Origin of the sequence: Planotetraspora thailandica, assembly GCF_016863335.1 — a bacterium.
Lineage (GTDB): Bacteria > Actinomycetota > Actinomycetes > Streptosporangiales > Streptosporangiaceae > Planotetraspora > Planotetraspora thailandica.
Window position 1 is genome coordinate 15803 of sequence record NZ_BOOR01000048.1, and the last position, 14471, is coordinate 30273.

The following is a 14471-nucleotide window of genomic DNA, read 5'->3' on the forward strand; positions in this document are numbered from 1 at the left end:
CGCTATGCTTCACTTCTGAGATGTCACGACTTGCGACAACCGGTGAAATCTTCCAGCTCATCCGGAGCGGGGAAGCTGTCACCCGTGCCGACATCGGCCGGGTGACCGGTCTGTCGCGCCCGGCCGTGGCCCTGCGCATAGCCGCCCTCCGGGACCGCGGGCTGATCGTGGAGGACGCCGAGGGGCCGTCCACGGGCGGCCGCCCGCCGCTGCGCCTGCGCTTCGACGCCGCAGGGGGCGTGGTGCCGGTGGCCTCGCTGGGTGCGACCCGCACCCAGATCGCGATCTGCGACCTCGCCGGCGAGGTGCTCCTGCGCACCGATCTCGACATCGACGTCGAGGAGGGCCCGGACGTCGTGCTCCCGCTGCTCATGGACACCTGGGAGAAGCTGCTCGACGGCCAGGCGCCGGCGGTGGGCATCGGCCTCGGCGTGCCCGCGACCGTCGAGTTCGCCGCCGGCCGCACCGAGAGCGCGCGGGTGATGGCCAGCTGGACCGGGGTGGTCATCCCGCCGATCATCGCCGAGCGGTTCCCTGTGCCGGTGCTCGTGGACAACGACGTGAACGTCATCGCGATGGGCGAGCACCGCGTCGTCTACGCCTCCGAACTCGACGACCTCCTCTTCGTCAAGGTCTCCACCCGCATCGGGGCCGGCGTGATCTCCGGCGGCGGCATCCTGCGCGGCGCCCTGGGTGCGGCGGGGGAGATCGGCCACATCCCCGTCATGGACGGCGGGGGAGTGCTCTGCCGTTGCGGCAACCTCGACTGCCTCGACTCGGTGGCCAGTGGCACCGCCATTCTGCGCGACCTGCGCGCCACGGGGCGCGAGGTGCTGTCGCTGGCCGACGTGACCGCGCTCGTGCGCGCGGGCGACGCCGAGACCATGGCCGTCGTACGGCAGGCCGGGCGCAGGCTCGGCCAGGTCATCTCCGGCGCGGTGAACCTGCTCAACCCCGCCGTCGTGGTGCTCGGCGGCGATGTCGCCGAGATGTTCCAGCCGCTGGTGTCGGGGGTGCGCGAGGTCATCTACCAGCGCTCGACCCAGCTGGCCACGCGGAGCCTGCGCATCGAGCGCAGCCACCTCGGCCCGGGGGCCGGAATCACCGGCTGCGCGCTCATGGTGCTCGACCACGTGTTGTCGGCGGAGGCCGTCGACGCCGCGACCTCCTGAACGGGCCTACTGCCCGCGGGGGAACAGCAGGCACCGCATCGCGTATTCGAGCGCGTGCGGGCTGGCCGCGGGGATCGGCCAGGGCAGGCGCACGAAGCGGTCCTCGGCGGGTTCCCCCGCGTCACGTGTCACCGCCGACCTGATCGTGGCGCCGTAGCGGTCCAGCTCCCACAACCAGACCTCCCCCGCGGGCTCGCCCATGAGGATCTCGGTCGCCGCGGCCAGTTGCTCGCGGTGCGACTCGTTGATGTGGCGCACCATGCGCTCGGCGGCGTGCAGGAACGGGTCGGGGGAGGCGTCGAGGTATTCGTCGGCGTCGAGCAATCCCGATTCCTGGCCGGTGAGGTAGACCACGTGGGCCACGTCGATCCGCACCAGCCGGGGCGCCCCTCCTTCCAGCACGGTGAAAAGGTCCTCGTCCGGGCAGGTCTCGGCGATCGCCACGGCCGTCTCGCGCCGGTCGGCGTCCGGCACGTCCTGCGTCCAGCCCCGCACCTTCAGCAGGCCGCGCGGCCGGTCCTCGCCGCCGATCGTCCGCGTCGCCACCAGGTCGACGGTCACCACGGTCTCCTCGGCCGCGCCGTACAGGGCCTCGCCGGGTTTGACCAGCAGGACGGGGCGTCCGTGCGCGTCGACGCCGCCCCTGACCGCGTACGCGGGCATATCGGTGCCGGCGACGGCCACATGCGTGGGGGCCGCGGCCGCGGCGATTGTCCTGACCCGCTCGGGAATGGGAGGAGCAGTGACGGGGTGGTGCATGACGCTCCTTGAGTGCCGTCGATCGCTTAGGTTAGTCTTACCTTAGTAAGGATTACCTAACTTGGAAAGGTGAATACATGCGTTACACAGGGCCGAAAGTGCGGCTGTCGCGGCGGGCGGGGGTCCCGCTGACCCGTAAGGCGGTCAGGTACTTCGAGGCCCGGCCGTACCCGCCGGGGGAGCACGGGCGCAAGACGAACCGGCGCAACACCGGCGACTACGGTGTACGCCTGCTGGAGAAGCAGAAGCTCCGCTGGTACTACGACGTCTCGGAGAGGCAGCTGCGCCGCTACTGGGACCTGGCGCTGCGCCGCCCAGGCAGGTCCGGAGAGGAACTGCTGGTCATCCTGGAGACCCGGCTCGCCTCACTCGTGCTGCGCGCCGGGCTGGCGCCGTCCATCTACGCCGCCCGGCAGTACGTGAATCACGGCCACATCACCGTCGACGGGCGCAAGGTCGACATCCCCAGCTACATCGTCAAGCCCGGCCAGGTCGTCGGCGTGCGGGCCAGGTCGCACGGCATGCAGCCGTTCGTGGCCGCGGCCGAGGGGATCTACGCGGACGAGCGCATCGCGTCCTACCTGTCGGTCGACCACAAGGAGCTGCGCTTCACCCTGCTCCAGCGTCCCGCGCGCGAGCAGATCGCCGTCCCGGTCGACGAGCAGCTCGTCGTCGAGCACTACTCGCGCTGAAGCAGCGCCCTGATCTGCTGTTCCAGCGGCGGGGCGCTCCGGCGGTTGTCAATCTCCCCGTACGGCACGGCCGGCGGATCGTCCACCCGGATGGCCTTCAGATAGTCCTCGAACCGGCCGAGCTTGCCGCCGTCCCGCGGTGACCCGCGGCGTTCGAGCCGCTCCCGGAGGGTGGGGCCGTCGGAGCGCACCCACAGCAGGTGGACGGGCGGGCCGCCGAGCTCGCCCACCCATTCGTGCCACCGCCCGGCGTCGTGCACCTGGCCGGTGAAAGGCCCGCTCAGCATGACCGGGCACCCGTGCGAGCGGATCTCGCGGGCGGTCGCGGTGAGACCGGCGTACTCATGCCGCTTGACGTGCTCGTCGTACCACCGGCCTTCGCGTTCGCCGGGCGGCCTGCCGTACCCCGCGAGCGTGGCGGCGACGAAGCCGCCGTAGACCGTGTCCTTGTCCAGCAGGGCGGGCACGGGCGACAGCAGGGGCAGCAGGACCGAGCAGACCGTCGACTTGCCCGCGCCCGGCGGGCCCGACACCACCCACACCGCCGCCGTCACCGGCCACCCCCTGAAGCGTCGCCCCGCCCTCCATCCTGGCCGACGGCGTGGGTCGGCAGCTAGAACCCGCACAACTCCGACAGGCCCTGGGCGGAGCCCGGCTTGTTCGGCGTGGGCGTGCCGTGCGGCTTCGGCTTCTTGACCGTCGTCTTCGAGGGCGTGGGCGTCGGGCTCGCCCCCGACGCTCCGGGGGTGGGCGCTGTGGACGCGTCCGCGGAGGCCTGCCGCACGCCGGCCGTGGAATCCCTGATCGCCTTCGCGGTGAGCGTGCGGATCTTCTTCCAGTCGGGGTTGCCCGTGTAGATGAGCGGCGGCACGAACTGAAGGCTGGTGATCTTGGCTTCCTTCACCTTCGTGCCGAGCGGCACCAGATGGGGGAGCAGGTCGCGCGGGATGTCGGTGCGGAACATGTGCCGCGCCGCCGCGGCGATCTTGTTGAAGTTGGCCAGGACGGTGGACGGGGTGACCTGCTGGGCCATGGCGCCGATGACGCAACGCTGGCGGCCCATCCGGGAGAAGTCGTCGCTGTCCACGCGGGACCGGCCGTACCACAGCACCTGCTCGCCGTTCAGCCGCCGGTATCCGGCCCTGATGGTGCCCGCGGTCCCGAAATGCCCGCCCCACTTGACGTCCTGCGCGACCCGGATCTTGAGGCCGCCCACGGCGTCGATGAGCGCGGCGAAGCCGTACATGTCGACGATGGCGTAGTAGTCGATGTGCAGGCCGAGCGTGTAGCCGATGGCGTCCTTGAGCGCCTTGGCCCCCCGGTTCTTGCCGCCCATGACCTGCGGGTTGTTGTCGGCGTAGTACCAGACCGAGTTGAGCAGCCCCTGGCCTTCGGCGTTGAACCCGTGGGGGAACACCTTGTGCAGCGGGCTCGTCGGGGGGAACCGCACGTACTGCAGGTTGCGGGGGAGGCTGAACAGCACCGTGTTGCCGCTGGCCACGTCGACGCTCGCCACGGTCATGGAGTCGGTGCGCACGCCGACCCTGTTGCCGGCCGCGTCGCCGCCGAGCAGCAGGAAGTTGATTCGCTTGCGCCCGTTCCATGGATCTTCGGCCCTGACGGGAGAGGGGACGACCTCCGGGTCCTCGCCGGCCGCGGGCGCCGTCACGGCGTCGAGGAGGTCGCTGGTGGTCTTGACCGTGACGGCGGCCAGCGCGAAGGGCGCCGTCACCGTGATCGCCAGGGCGCCGGCGACGACGCCGGAAAAGATCTGCCCTGCCCGCGACAGGCGCCGCGGCCGCAGCGCCATGTAGGAGACCAGGATCAGCGTGAACCAGGCGAGCGCGCCCACGGCGGCGCCGATCATGATGGTGTTGAGCGTCCCGGTCGCCAGCGCGGATCCTCTGTCCGCGTTCAGGCGTACGGCGAAGACGACGATGGCGGCGATCGCGGCGCCGAAGGCGGCGAGCAGCGTGAGCCCGGTGATCCGCTTGCCGGCCCGCAGATGGGCGGCGCCGGGGATGATCGCGGAAAGGGCCATCCAGCCGATCAGGGAGCCCGCCGACAGGGGGCGTCCGAACCGGGGTTCGGCATCCCGGCGCGGCTCCCTGACGCCGTCACTCTCGTCAGCCGTCCCCCGCGAGGCCTGACTCAACACTGGGCTCCCTCCCGTAAAACTTGGGACCGGAGTTTAACCAGATATTCGGACAAGCCAGGCGTAATTGCCATTTGAGATGAATAGTTATCAAATAGACGCCGACGCGCAAGGGAACGCAATGATTCCGCGGGCCGATGGGTGTCGGCATCCGCGATTTGTGGCAGTAAGCCACTTATTTCCCATCCGTCACTGAAGTAGCAACATCCGGGCACGTTGCGTAATCGCCTGAGGTGATCTCTGCGATGTTCCGGATTAGCCGGGCTCGTCTGCCCTAGCGTTTTTCGCATGAATCTGCAGCAGCTCCGTTACGTGGTCGCCACCGCGGAGCACCGCACCATGACCGACGCCGCCAGATCGCTTTACATCGCCCAGCCTGCCCTTTCCCGTGCCATCCGGGATCTGGAGCGGGAGCTCGGCATGACGCTCTTCGCGCGCTCGGGAAGGGGAGTGGTGGTGACGGCGCAGGGCCGCCGCGTCGTCAAACTTGCACAGGAGGCGCTGGACGCCGTCCATGAAATCGAGGCGCTCGCGTCGCAGGCGCCGTCGGCGGCGTCGGAGTTACGGGTGGCGTCGACGCCCAGCCTTGAGCCCGGGCTCGCCGGCCGCCTCCTCCCGGCCTACGTGGCCGAGCACCCCGAGGTGCGCGTGCAAATCGTCCGGTGCGAGGGCCGCGAGGCAGTGGTGAGCGCGGTCCGCGAGCAGCGCGCCGACCTCGGGCTCACCGACCTTCCCGTGCCGACCGACCTGGTCAGCCATCCGGTCGAGCGCCAGGAGATCGTGCTGATCTCGCCTCCCGGCGTCGACCTGCCCGACCCCGTGCCGCTTCCCCGGCTCAACGGCATGCGCCTCGTCCTGCCTGCCGCGGGCAGCCCGCGCCGGCGCGAGTTCGATCACATCTTCGCGACGTACGGCATCTGCCCCGTCCCGGCGGTGGAGTCGGACGAGCGCGGCGGCTGGGTGCGGGCGGTGCGCGACGGCAAGGCCTCCCTGCTGTGGTACCGCGCCATGGCGGATCAGGCCGCACGGGCGGGCCTGGTGGTCCGGTCGCTCGATCCCTCGCTCAAGAAGATCATCGCTGTGGTGCACGCCCGGCGGCGGCTGACCTCGGTGGCGCAGGACTTTCTCATGCTGGCGGAGGGCGGCTCGGCAGCCTGATCGACAGCGCGAATGTTGGAACGTTCTAAACCCCCGCGAAGCGCGCACACGATCGATGCGGTGACCGGCGAGTAGTCTGGCCTCGATGTCTACTCCGTCTGCCCTGCGACTACGGGGCCGCACGTTCGGGCCGGGCGATTTCGCCGTCATGGCCGTGGTGAACCGGACCCCCGACTCGTTCTTCGACAAGGGCGCGACCTTCGGCTTCACAGCCGCGGTGGACGCGGCGAGCCGCCTGATCGACGAGGGCGCCGACATCGTCGACATCGGAGGCGTCAAAGCCGGCCCCGGCGACCTCGTCGGCCCCGCCGAGGAGATCGACCGGGTCGCGGGGGTGGTGGCCGCCGTCAGGGAACGGCACCCCGACGTGATCATCAGCGTGGACACCTGGCGGGCCGAGGTCGCCAAGGTCGTCGCCGAGGCGGGGGCCGACCTGCTCAACGACACCTGGGGCGGGGTCGACCCGGGCCTGGCCGAGGTGGCGGGAACGTACGGCATCGGCCTGGTGTGCGCGCACGCCGGCCGGGTCGAGCCGCGCACCCGGCCGCACCGGATCGGCTACGCCGACGTCGTGGCCGACGTGATCGCCCACACAACCGCCCTGGCCGAACGGGCCGTCTCCCTCGGCGTGCGCCGCGACGCCGTGCTCATCGACCCGGCGCACGACTTCGGCAAGAACACCTGGCACTCGCTGGAGGTCACCCGGCGGCTCGGCGAGCTGGTCGCCACCGGCTGGCCAGTGCTCGTGGCCGTCTCCAACAAGGACTTCGTCGGGGAGGCGCTCGGCGGCCTGCCCGTCGAGCAGCGCCATGCGGGCACCCTGGCCACCCTCGCCGTCTCCGCCCTGCAGGGGGCGCGGGCCTTCCGCGTGCACGACGCGGCGGCCGCCCGTGCCGCCCTCGCCGTCGTCGAACGGCTCCGCGACGGGCAGGGCGAGCGGCGCGTCAGCCGTACATGACCGACAGGAAACGCACCAGCACGGCTTCGCGGGTGGGCGCGGGCAGGGCGTCGAGCACCGCGTTGACGATCGCCATCTCCGGCTGGGCCGTTCCTTCCGAAGCGCCCTCGGGGCCGCTCAGGTCGATGCCGACCGATGCGGCCAGCTCGGTGAACGTCGCGTCGTCGAGGGCGTCGAGGTCGAGCCCGGCGATGAGCTCGGCGAGCCCGTCCGGAACCGTGGCGGGCCCCTTCAGCCGGGCCGCCTCCGCGGCGGCGGAGATGACGTCGAGCAGGGCGTCGACTCCCGCAAGGGTGACCCCGGTGACGGTGATGTGCAGGTTGGCCGGGATGCCGGCGTAGGACAGCTGCGGCTGGAGAAACCAGCCGAGCTTGCGCGCCTCGTCGGCGAGCACGAAAACGTCGACCTCGGCGGAACCGGCGATCGCGACCAGCGACGACTCCGGCTCGCCCAGCACGCGCAGGCCTGGGATCGTCCCCACTCCCTTGACGAGCCTGCGGGTCGCCTCGAGGGTCGTACGGCCGAGCTCCAGATAGCCCTCCCTGCCGAGGGACTGGAGGGTGGCCCACGCCCCGCCGAGCGGGCCCGCGGACCGGGAGCTCTGCACGGTCGCGTTGATGATCGTGTAGCCCGGCCAGGCGGCCGAGGCGAAATAGGCCTTCCTGCGCAGGGCGGGGTCGGAGAACAGCAGCACGGAGGCCCCCTTGGGGGCGTAACCGAACTTGTGCAGGTCGCACGAGATGGACGTGACGCCCGGCACGCTCAGGTCGAACGGCGGGACGTCCGCGCCGGCCTCGCGAAGCCAGGGCAGCAGCCAGCCGCCCACGCACGCGTCGACATGGCACGGCACGCCCCGCGAGGAGGCCACCGTGGCGATCTCGGCGACCGGATCGATCACGCCCTGGGGGTAGGAGGGCGCCGACGCCACCACCAGCGCGGTCCTGTCGGTGAGGGCGGCCTCGACCGCCGCAGCCGTGGCCTTGAACGTGACCGGGTCGACGGGCACGGGCACCACGGTCATGCCGAGATAGTGGGCCGCCTTGTGGAACGCGGGATGCGCGGTCACCGGCAGGACGATCTCGCGGACGCCGGGGCCCGCGTCGCGGGCCGCCTTCACCGCCAGCATGATCGACTCGGTGCCGCCGCTGGTGAACACGCCCGGGGCGCCCGGGCGGCCGAGCAGGTCGGCGACCGCGCCGACCACCTGCTTCTCGATCGCCACCATGCTCGGGAACGCCGTCGGGTCGAGCATGTTGACCTCGAGCATCTCGGCGTAGGCGCGGTGGGCCGCGTCGTGGATCTCGGGCCGCCCGGTGTCGTAGACGTAGGCGGTGACCTTGCCGCCGCGCACCGGGAGATCTCCGGCTTTCAGCGCGGCGAGCTCTGCGAGTAGATCCTGCGTGGACCTGCCGTACTCGGGAAGCATGTCGATCTCCTCACGTCACGAGGATGCTAATCGCCGCCGGAGGAGGAGCGCAGTACACGCCGATCTGACGGAAGTGGTTGAGTGGGGTGTCTTTGTAGTGTTTTGTCGCTATGGTTGCCGCGAACATCTCACAAGGTGGTGTGCATGCGGCACTTCTTCGGGCTGGTGCTGGGCGTCATCGTCGCCGCGGCTCTTCTTCTCGGAGGCGGGTGGGCGTCTCAGGAGACGGTCCGCGCCGCGGCCCAGAACCTCGACCCCGCCAAGGACACCCGCATTCTGATCGCCGTCGGTGTGATGGCTGTGGTGGGACTCCTGGTGGGTCTCGTCCTCATCGGCAAGGTCTCGCCCCTGGCGACGTTCATCCCCTCGCTGGTGCTGCTGGCCTGGACGGTCGTCTACGTCCTCGACGTCTCCCGCGCCGCGAGCCTCGCGCCCACCGGGGCCTCCACGCAGGCCGACCTCGCCCAGGCGGGCCAGGGCATGCTCAACCTGCTGTCCACCGGGGTGTACGGCATGCTGGGCGTGGCCCTGTTCGTCCCCGTGCTCATGCCGTCACGCTGGGCGGGTCCGGTGCGGGACGCGGATGACGAGTACGAGGATCAGGTCGGCTACTGAGATAGAGCCGGGCGACGGCGTCCTCGATCGTCACCTCGCCGGGCACCAGCGCCCGCAACTGCGTCACCGTGCCGTCGAAGGCCAGGCGGCCGTGGTCGATCAGCACCACCCTGCGGCACAGGCGCTCCACGTCGCCCAGGTCGTGGGTGGTCAGCAGCACGGTCGTCCCGCGCTCGGCGTTGAGCGCGCCCAGGAAGTCGCGCACCCCGGCCTTGCTGACGACGTCGAGCCCGATCGTCGGCTCGTCGAGGATCAGCAGCGGCGGGTCGTGCAGGAGTGCGGCGGCGACCTCTCCCCGCATACGCTGGCCCAGGCTGAGCTGGCGTACCGGAGTGCGCAGGAAGTGACTCAGGTCGAGCACCTCGCATAGTTCGTCGAGGCGCCGTCGGAACGTCACACGATCTACTTTGTAAAGAAGCCGGACCAGTTCGAAACTGTCCTTGAGCGGCAGGTCCCACCACAACGTGGTCCGCTGGCCGAAGACCACGCCGATCCTGCGCGCGAGAGCGGTACGGCGGCGGGTGGGGTCGAACCCGGCGACGCGCAGCCGGCCGGTCGTGGGCGCGAGGATGCCGGTGAGCATCTTGATCGTCGTGGACTTGCCCGCACCGTTGGGCCCGAGGCAGCCGACGAACTCCCCGGCCTCCACGGTGAAGGACAGGTCGCGGACGGCGTGCACCAGCGAACCGCGCACCTTGAACGTGCGCCCGAGACCCTCTGCCTCGATCATCTAGCTCCCCGTCGATCGGTAGCGGCGGATCCCCGCGCGCCATGCCAGGGCGGCGGCCAGCGCCGTGACCAGAGCGGCCGCCGGTGAGAGGAATCGCAGCACGTACGGCAGGCCCAGCGGATCGGGCCGGCCGAGCACGTAGAGCCCGGGCTGCCAGTTGACGAAGGCCAGCGGAACGACAAAGGTGACCCCAATGACGAGCCGGTCGCCGTAGACGCTCAGCGGATATTGGGTGAGCGTCGCGCCGCCGTAGGTGAGGGAGTTGGCGAGCTCGGGCGCCTCGGTCAGGAGGAACTGGACGGCGCCCCCGAGTGCCCAGAGCGCCGTGAAGATCACGATTCCGGACACGACCATCACGGGGATCATCCAGGTTCGTCCCGCGGGCACGTCGAGCCGCGCCAGCCCGACAGAGAGCACCGCGGCGGCCTGGATCACCCGGCCGACGCGGTGCGGGGCGAACCGGTCGGCGGCGACCTGGACGAACAAGCTCGCTGGGCGGATCAGCATCACGTCCAGCGTGCCGGCCTTGATGTGCCTGCCGATCCTGTCCACGTTGCCGAACAGCAGGTCCGCGACCGTGAAGGACAGGAAGGCCGTGCCGTGCAGGAACATGACTTCGTCGAGGGTGAAGCCGCCGAGCGTCGTGGTGTTCGAGAAGATCACCCAGATGACGGCGATGTCGAGGCCGCCGGTGACGACGACTCCGGCGGCCATGAGCGCGAACGAGACCGGGTATTGGGCGGCGGCGCGGGTCCACGTCCATACCAGCAGCACATAGGTCCTAAGCACGGCGCTCACCCACCCTGGATCACCAGCTTGCGGCGCGCGGCGGCCGTGACGAAAGCCCCGAGCCCGAGCAGCACCAGCGCCCAGAACGCCTGGAAGGCGAGCGCGCCGCCGATGGAGGTCGTCCCGAGGTAGACGTCGGCGGGCACCTGGACCATGGCCGCCCAGGGCAGGGCCCGGGCGAGCTCGCCCAGCCAACCTGGGAAGATCACCAAAGGCAGCATCAGGCCGCTGAAGAACGTGGTCATGATCAGAGAGACGATGGCGAGGCCGCGGTCGTCGAGCACCCAGAACGAGGCCAGCGCGACCAGGTAGCGCCAGCCGAAGCTGACGAGGACGGCCAGGGCGACGCTGACCGGGAACGCCGCCCACGTGCCGGGTCCGGCGGGAGGCGCGATGCCGAACACCAGGGCGCCCACGAGAGTGGGCGGCACGCTCCTGGCGATGACGAGGTAGGCCGCCCGGCCGAGATCCTCCGACAGGTACCAGAGCTGGAGGGAGGCGGGGCGGGCGAGATCGAGCGCGACGTCGCCGCTGCGGACGCGCTCGGGAAGGTCAAGGCCGCCGCCGAAGACCTGCATCGGGCCGATGTAGGCCTGGGCGAGAAAGCAGAAGGTCACGGCGTCGGCGAGGTCGTAGCCGCCGAGGCCCGGCCGCGTGCTCCATAGCGCGATCAGCACGTAGGCCTGGAGGATCCCGAAGACGGTGTTGGTGAACGCCCCGGCCAGCGCGGCCGCCCAGTAGGTGGCGTGCCTGCGGAAGCCGTACCTGATCAGCCGCATGTAGAGGGAGAAGGCCTGGCACCTCCAAGACGGGGGACCCGCTGATGATAAATCACCGATCGCCGAGGCGGTAGACGAATCGCAGCCCCGACCACACGGCGTCCACGGCGCAGACCTTGTTGTCGACCATGCCCTGGGCCAGGCCGAACTCCCTGACCACGCCGTCGGACAGGTCGGTCGCCACCTTGCTCGCCTTCTTGGGCCGGCACACCCACAGGCCGCCGTCCCGGGCGAGGGCGTCCGCGGCGGGCGCGAACCCGTCCCGCAGCGCCTCCCGGTCGCGGCAGAACAGCAGGATCACGTCGTACGGCCCGGGGCCTTCATCGCCGTCGACGCCCAGATCCGGCGGGCCCGGCGGCACTCCGAGCAGCCGGACACGGTGGTCCGGCTTGATGCCCAGCTTCTTGGGCAACGGGATTCCGGTATATCCGCTCATATCCGGGGGATCCTCAACCTGTGAACGTTACCGCACTGTAACAAATCCGTAAGACAGGAGAAACGCACCAACCGGTAGAACGATTGCCTAGCCGGGAATGTCCCTTTTGGGAGGTTTGCATGTCTGATGAGATCGACGCGGACATTCACCCCGAATATCCGGTCAGCTGGCAGGCGGCGGCCCTCAACGGAGTCCTGCGCGGCACGATGAAACCGATCTCGACGATCCTCCTGCGCAATACAGCCGGCATGGCGGTGGCCAGCCGGTTGATCTGTCTCGGCGAGCGCGTTCCGGGGATCCTCCCCAAGCACGTCACGGTGAAGCCGGAGACGTTCGGCTCCTGCGACGGCGAATGGGTGCGCGGAGGCGACGACATCGACGAGAGCAAGGCGCTGCTGTACTTCCACGGCGGCGCCTACTTCATCTGCTCGGCGGCGACCCACCGGCCGATCACCTGGCGCCTCTCGGCGGTCTCCCGGCGGCCCGTGCTCGCGCTCGACTACCGGCAGGGGCCGATTCACACCCTCGCCCATTCGCTCACCGACGCCCTCTCCGCCTACCAGAGCCTGCTCGACCGCGGCTACCGGCCCCAGGACATCCTGCTCGCGGGTGACTCCGCCGGCGGGCACCTCACCCTCGCCACCCTGCTCGCCCTGCGCGATCAGGGCCGGCCGCTGCCGGCCGCGGCCATCTGCATGTCTCCCTGGACGGACCTCAGTGACGCCCGCCGCCGAGTCAACTGCTGGGCCGATCCGCTGCTGCCCGCGGGCAGGGTCGACTGGCTGGCCCGCCGCTGGACCGACGGCCTCGACTGCCGCGACCCCCTCGTCTCGCCGGTGTACGGCGACTACACCGGCGTTCCCCCGCTCATGATCGTGACGGGTTCCACCGAGATTCTGCGTGACGACGGCCGCAGGGTAGCGCTGAGCGCCCGCGAGAACGGCGTGCCGGTCACCTATGAGGAGTGGAACCGGATGCCCCACGTCTTCGCCATCCTCGCCGACGTCGTTCCCGAGGCGCGGCTGGTCTTCCAGCACATCTCCCGGTTCATTGGCGCGGTGGAGGCGCGCGCCGAGCGATCCGGGATGGAAGCCGCCTGATGTAGCTTTTGTGGCTATTGGGATGCTTGTGACCTGCAGGTTCCCAAATATTGCTTACCCCTAGGTGCCATTGACCTTACCTGCGATGCCGGTTGCCGCCACTCCGGCCCGTGCCGCGTTCCAAAAGAGCACAGTGTGCTCAGCGGTACTTCCGTGAGAGAGGCAACGTCCGGATGGCGCGTGGCGGAAAAGGCCCCCAGAACGGCATGCCGGAAGGCGTGCGGCCGCTGACGGTGGGGGACCCGGTCATCATCGGCCGTTATCTGCTTCTCGGCCGTCTCGGCAGCGGAGGCATGGGCGTGGTCTACCTCGCCGAGCATCCCGCCCACGGGCTCGTCGCGCTGAAGACGCCGCACGCCGTGCATCTGGGCGACCGCACCCTCAGGGCGAGGTTCACCGAGGAGATCGGGTTCTCCCGTCGCGTGACCCCCTTCTGCACCGCCACCGTGATCGAGGACGGCGTCGACGGCGACCGGCCCTACCTCGTCACCGAATACATCGCCGGGCCGGCGCTCTCGCAGGTCGTCGTGCATGGCGGGCCTCTCACCCCCGACCTCGCGTACGGCGTCGCCCTCGGCGCGGCGGCGGCGCTCCTGACCACCCACGAGGCCGGCCTGGTGCATCGCGACCTCAAGCCCGCCAACGTGCTGCTGTCGCCCCGGGGGCCCTTCGTCATCGACTTCGGCATCGCCCGCGACCTGGACACCGCCACGGCGCACACCCAGGCGGGCCAGATCATGGGCAGCCCCGGCTGGGTCGCCCCGGAACGGCTGACCGGCGGCCCGGCGATCCCGGCCTCCGACGTCTTCTCGTGGGGCTGCCTCGTCGCGTTCGCCGCCACCGGGCTGCACCCGTTCGGCACGGGCGACCTCGACGTGGTCAGCAGACGCATCCTCGTGGAGGAGCCCAGGATCGCCGGCGTGCCCAAGCTGTTGTGGGACAGCGTGGCCGCCTCGCTGCGCAAGGAGCCCGCGGAGCGGCCGGACGCCGGGGAACTGCTGTCGGCCCTGCTCGCGGCAGGCGGGATCGCGATGCCCGGGAACGTGCGCGACGCGGTCGGGAGCATCCTGCAGGAGATCTGGCGGGACGTGCCGTTCCCCGAGGGCGGCGACGAGGAGCCCACCACGGGACGCGCGGACGGCAGGGTCGCCCGGCGCGCCACCCGCCACTCCGGCGGCAGGCAGGCGGGGGACAGGACCGGGAGCCGGCGGATGGGCGGGTACGCCACCCAGGCGGGTTTCGCGGCGCTCGCCACGGTGACGATCGCCGCGGTGACCGTCGTCGCGACCGGATCGGGCGTGGCGCGCCTGCGCGGCGACACCGAGCCGCCGCCCGCCCTCCCCGTGGTGATGCCGGGCGACGAAGGCGTTCCCGCGCCACAGGAACTGCCCCTCGCCTCGATCCCGCCCACGGTGACCAGCCCGCCGGTGCGGACCACCGTGACCACTACGGTGGGCCCCGTCTCCCGGCAGGAGGAACCGGTGCGGCCCCCCGCACTCCCGCCCGGCCACGTATGTGAGCCCGGACGACCCAAGGCCTGCCCGCCCACGCAGGCGCCCTCTCCGGTTCCGTCCGTTCCGGTGGAGCCGCAGCCGTCGCCCGACGACGGGGAGCCGCCGCAGCCGAGCCCGCCGGTCAGCCCCGAGGTGTCGCCCAGCCCGACCTCGTCGTTCGCCGCCCCTGCCAGCTGACAGGCGGCCGG

15 protein-coding genes are annotated in these 14471 nt (G+C 70.7%); 7 read left to right on the forward strand and 8 right to left on the reverse strand.

The window, feature by feature from the left end:
• Positions 1-20 precede the first annotated feature (20 nt).
• Positions 21-1172 carry an ROK family transcriptional regulator gene (locus tag Pth03_RS27740; protein WP_203947351.1) on the forward strand — a complete coding sequence of 384 codons (1152 nt, stop codon included), beginning with the start codon at positions 21-23 and terminating at the stop codon, positions 1170-1172.
• A gap of 6 nt (positions 1173-1178) precedes the next feature.
• Here Pth03_RS27740 and Pth03_RS27745 read toward each other — a convergent pair whose 3' ends face one another.
• Positions 1179-1931: a DUF2470 domain-containing protein gene (locus tag Pth03_RS27745; RefSeq protein WP_203947352.1), complete on the reverse strand. Its 753-nt coding sequence runs from the start codon at positions 1929-1931 to the stop codon at positions 1179-1181.
• Positions 1932-2008: 77 nt separating this feature from the next.
• On the opposite strand from Pth03_RS27745, the gene rpsD reads away from it, so the two are divergent.
• Positions 2009-2623 carry a 30S ribosomal protein S4 gene (gene rpsD, locus Pth03_RS27750; RefSeq protein ID WP_203947353.1) on the forward strand — a complete coding sequence of 205 codons (615 nt, stop codon included), beginning with the start codon at positions 2009-2011 and terminating at the stop codon, positions 2621-2623.
• Here rpsD and Pth03_RS27755 read toward each other — a convergent pair.
• Positions 2611-3177 carry a P-loop nucleotide/nucleoside kinase family protein gene (locus Pth03_RS27755; RefSeq protein ID WP_203947354.1) on the reverse strand — a complete coding sequence of 189 codons (567 nt, stop codon included), beginning with the start codon at positions 3175-3177 and terminating at the stop codon, positions 2611-2613. The two genes, rpsD and Pth03_RS27755, sit on opposite strands and share 13 nt — an antisense overlap.
• 59 nt (positions 3178-3236) lie before the next feature.
• Positions 3237-4781, reverse strand: a complete 1545-nt coding sequence (locus tag Pth03_RS27760; RefSeq protein WP_373318604.1) for an LCP family protein — start codon at positions 4779-4781, stop codon at positions 3237-3239.
• A 285-nt stretch (positions 4782-5066) separates the two neighbouring features.
• Here Pth03_RS27760 and Pth03_RS27765 point away from each other — a divergent pair, with 285 nt between their 5' ends.
• Both Pth03_RS27765 and folP read left to right on the forward strand, forming a co-directional pair.
• Positions 5067-5936, forward strand: a complete 870-nt coding sequence (locus Pth03_RS27765) for a LysR family transcriptional regulator (protein ID WP_203947356.1) — start codon at positions 5067-5069, stop codon at positions 5934-5936.
• An 85-nt stretch (positions 5937-6021) separates the two neighbouring features.
• Positions 6022-6894 (forward strand): dihydropteroate synthase, encoded by an 873-nt coding sequence (gene folP / locus Pth03_RS27770; RefSeq protein ID WP_203947357.1) that lies wholly within the window; start codon positions 6022-6024, stop codon positions 6892-6894.
• Here the strand turns inward: folP and Pth03_RS27775 are convergent.
• Positions 6881-8320, reverse strand: a complete 1440-nt coding sequence (locus tag Pth03_RS27775; RefSeq protein WP_203947358.1) for a pyridoxal phosphate-dependent decarboxylase family protein — start codon at positions 8318-8320, stop codon at positions 6881-6883. The two genes, folP and Pth03_RS27775, sit on opposite strands and share 14 nt — an antisense overlap.
• A 144-nt stretch (positions 8321-8464) precedes the next feature.
• On the opposite strand from Pth03_RS27775, the gene Pth03_RS27780 reads away from it, so the two are divergent.
• On the forward strand, positions 8465-8935 hold the full coding sequence (locus tag Pth03_RS27780; protein WP_203947359.1) for a hypothetical protein: 471 nt from the start codon (positions 8465-8467) through the stop codon (positions 8933-8935).
• Here the strand turns inward: Pth03_RS27780 and Pth03_RS27785 are convergent.
• Genes Pth03_RS27785 through Pth03_RS27800 form a run of 4 tightly spaced genes read right to left on the reverse strand, consistent with a single transcriptional unit; the run spans position 8865 to position 11669 of the window.
• Positions 8865-9665 carry an ABC transporter ATP-binding protein gene (locus Pth03_RS27785; protein WP_203947360.1) on the reverse strand — a complete coding sequence of 267 codons (801 nt, stop codon included), beginning with the start codon at positions 9663-9665 and terminating at the stop codon, positions 8865-8867. The genes Pth03_RS27780 and Pth03_RS27785 overlap by 71 nt on opposite strands.
• The gene (locus Pth03_RS27790; protein ID WP_308442387.1) at positions 9666-10463 is read right to left on the reverse strand and encodes an ABC transporter permease; all 798 of its coding nucleotides are present in this window, start codon (positions 10461-10463) and stop codon (positions 9666-9668) included. It lies immediately after the preceding gene.
• Positions 10460-11233, reverse strand: coding sequence for an ABC transporter permease (locus Pth03_RS27795; protein WP_203947361.1), 774 nt, complete (start codon positions 11231-11233; stop codon positions 10460-10462). Before Pth03_RS27795 ends, Pth03_RS27790 begins: the two co-directional genes overlap by 4 nt.
• Before the next feature lie 52 nt (positions 11234-11285).
• Positions 11286-11669: a DUF3052 family protein gene (locus Pth03_RS27800; RefSeq protein ID WP_203947362.1), complete on the reverse strand. Its 384-nt coding sequence runs from the start codon at positions 11667-11669 to the stop codon at positions 11286-11288.
• Positions 11670-11788: 119 nt separating this feature from the next.
• On the opposite strand from Pth03_RS27800, the gene Pth03_RS27805 reads away from it, so the two are divergent.
• Positions 11789-12769 carry an alpha/beta hydrolase gene (locus Pth03_RS27805; protein WP_203947363.1) on the forward strand — a complete coding sequence of 327 codons (981 nt, stop codon included), beginning with the start codon at positions 11789-11791 and terminating at the stop codon, positions 12767-12769.
• Between the two features lie 173 nt (positions 12770-12942).
• Positions 12943-14460 (forward strand): serine/threonine-protein kinase, encoded by a 1518-nt coding sequence (locus Pth03_RS27810; RefSeq protein WP_203947364.1) that lies wholly within the window; start codon positions 12943-12945, stop codon positions 14458-14460.
• Positions 14461-14471: the final 11 nt, after the last annotated feature.

Bases quoted from the DNA above. Each gene is read 5' to 3' on its own strand.
- Pth03_RS27745 (WP_203947352.1), bottom strand. From the start codon at position 1,931: ATGCACCACCCCGTCACTGCTCCTCCCATTCCCGAGCGGGTCAGGACA.
- Pth03_RS27805 (WP_203947363.1), top strand. From the start codon at position 11,789: ATGTCTGATGAGATCGACGCGGACATTCACCCCGAATATCCGGTCAGC.
- Pth03_RS27795 (WP_203947361.1), bottom strand. From the start codon at position 11,233: ATGCGGCTGATCAGGTACGGCTTCCGCAGGCACGCCACCTACTGGGCG.
- rpsD (WP_203947353.1), top strand. From the start codon at position 2,009: ATGCGTTACACAGGGCCGAAAGTGCGGCTGTCGCGGCGGGCGGGGGTC.
- Pth03_RS27740 (WP_203947351.1), top strand. From the start codon at position 21: ATGTCACGACTTGCGACAACCGGTGAAATCTTCCAGCTCATCCGGAGC.
- Pth03_RS27765 (WP_203947356.1), top strand. From the start codon at position 5,067: ATGAATCTGCAGCAGCTCCGTTACGTGGTCGCCACCGCGGAGCACCGC.
- Pth03_RS27800 (WP_203947362.1), bottom strand. From the start codon at position 11,669: ATGAGCGGATATACCGGAATCCCGTTGCCCAAGAAGCTGGGCATCAAG.
- Pth03_RS27810 (WP_203947364.1), top strand. From the start codon at position 12,943: ATGGCGCGTGGCGGAAAAGGCCCCCAGAACGGCATGCCGGAAGGCGTG.
- folP (WP_203947357.1), top strand. From the start codon at position 6,022: ATGTCTACTCCGTCTGCCCTGCGACTACGGGGCCGCACGTTCGGGCCG.
- Pth03_RS27775 (WP_203947358.1), bottom strand. From the start codon at position 8,320: ATGCTTCCCGAGTACGGCAGGTCCACGCAGGATCTACTCGCAGAGCTC.
- Pth03_RS27780 (WP_203947359.1), top strand. From the start codon at position 8,465: ATGCGGCACTTCTTCGGGCTGGTGCTGGGCGTCATCGTCGCCGCGGCT.
- Pth03_RS27785 (WP_203947360.1), bottom strand. From the start codon at position 9,665: ATGATCGAGGCAGAGGGTCTCGGGCGCACGTTCAAGGTGCGCGGTTCG.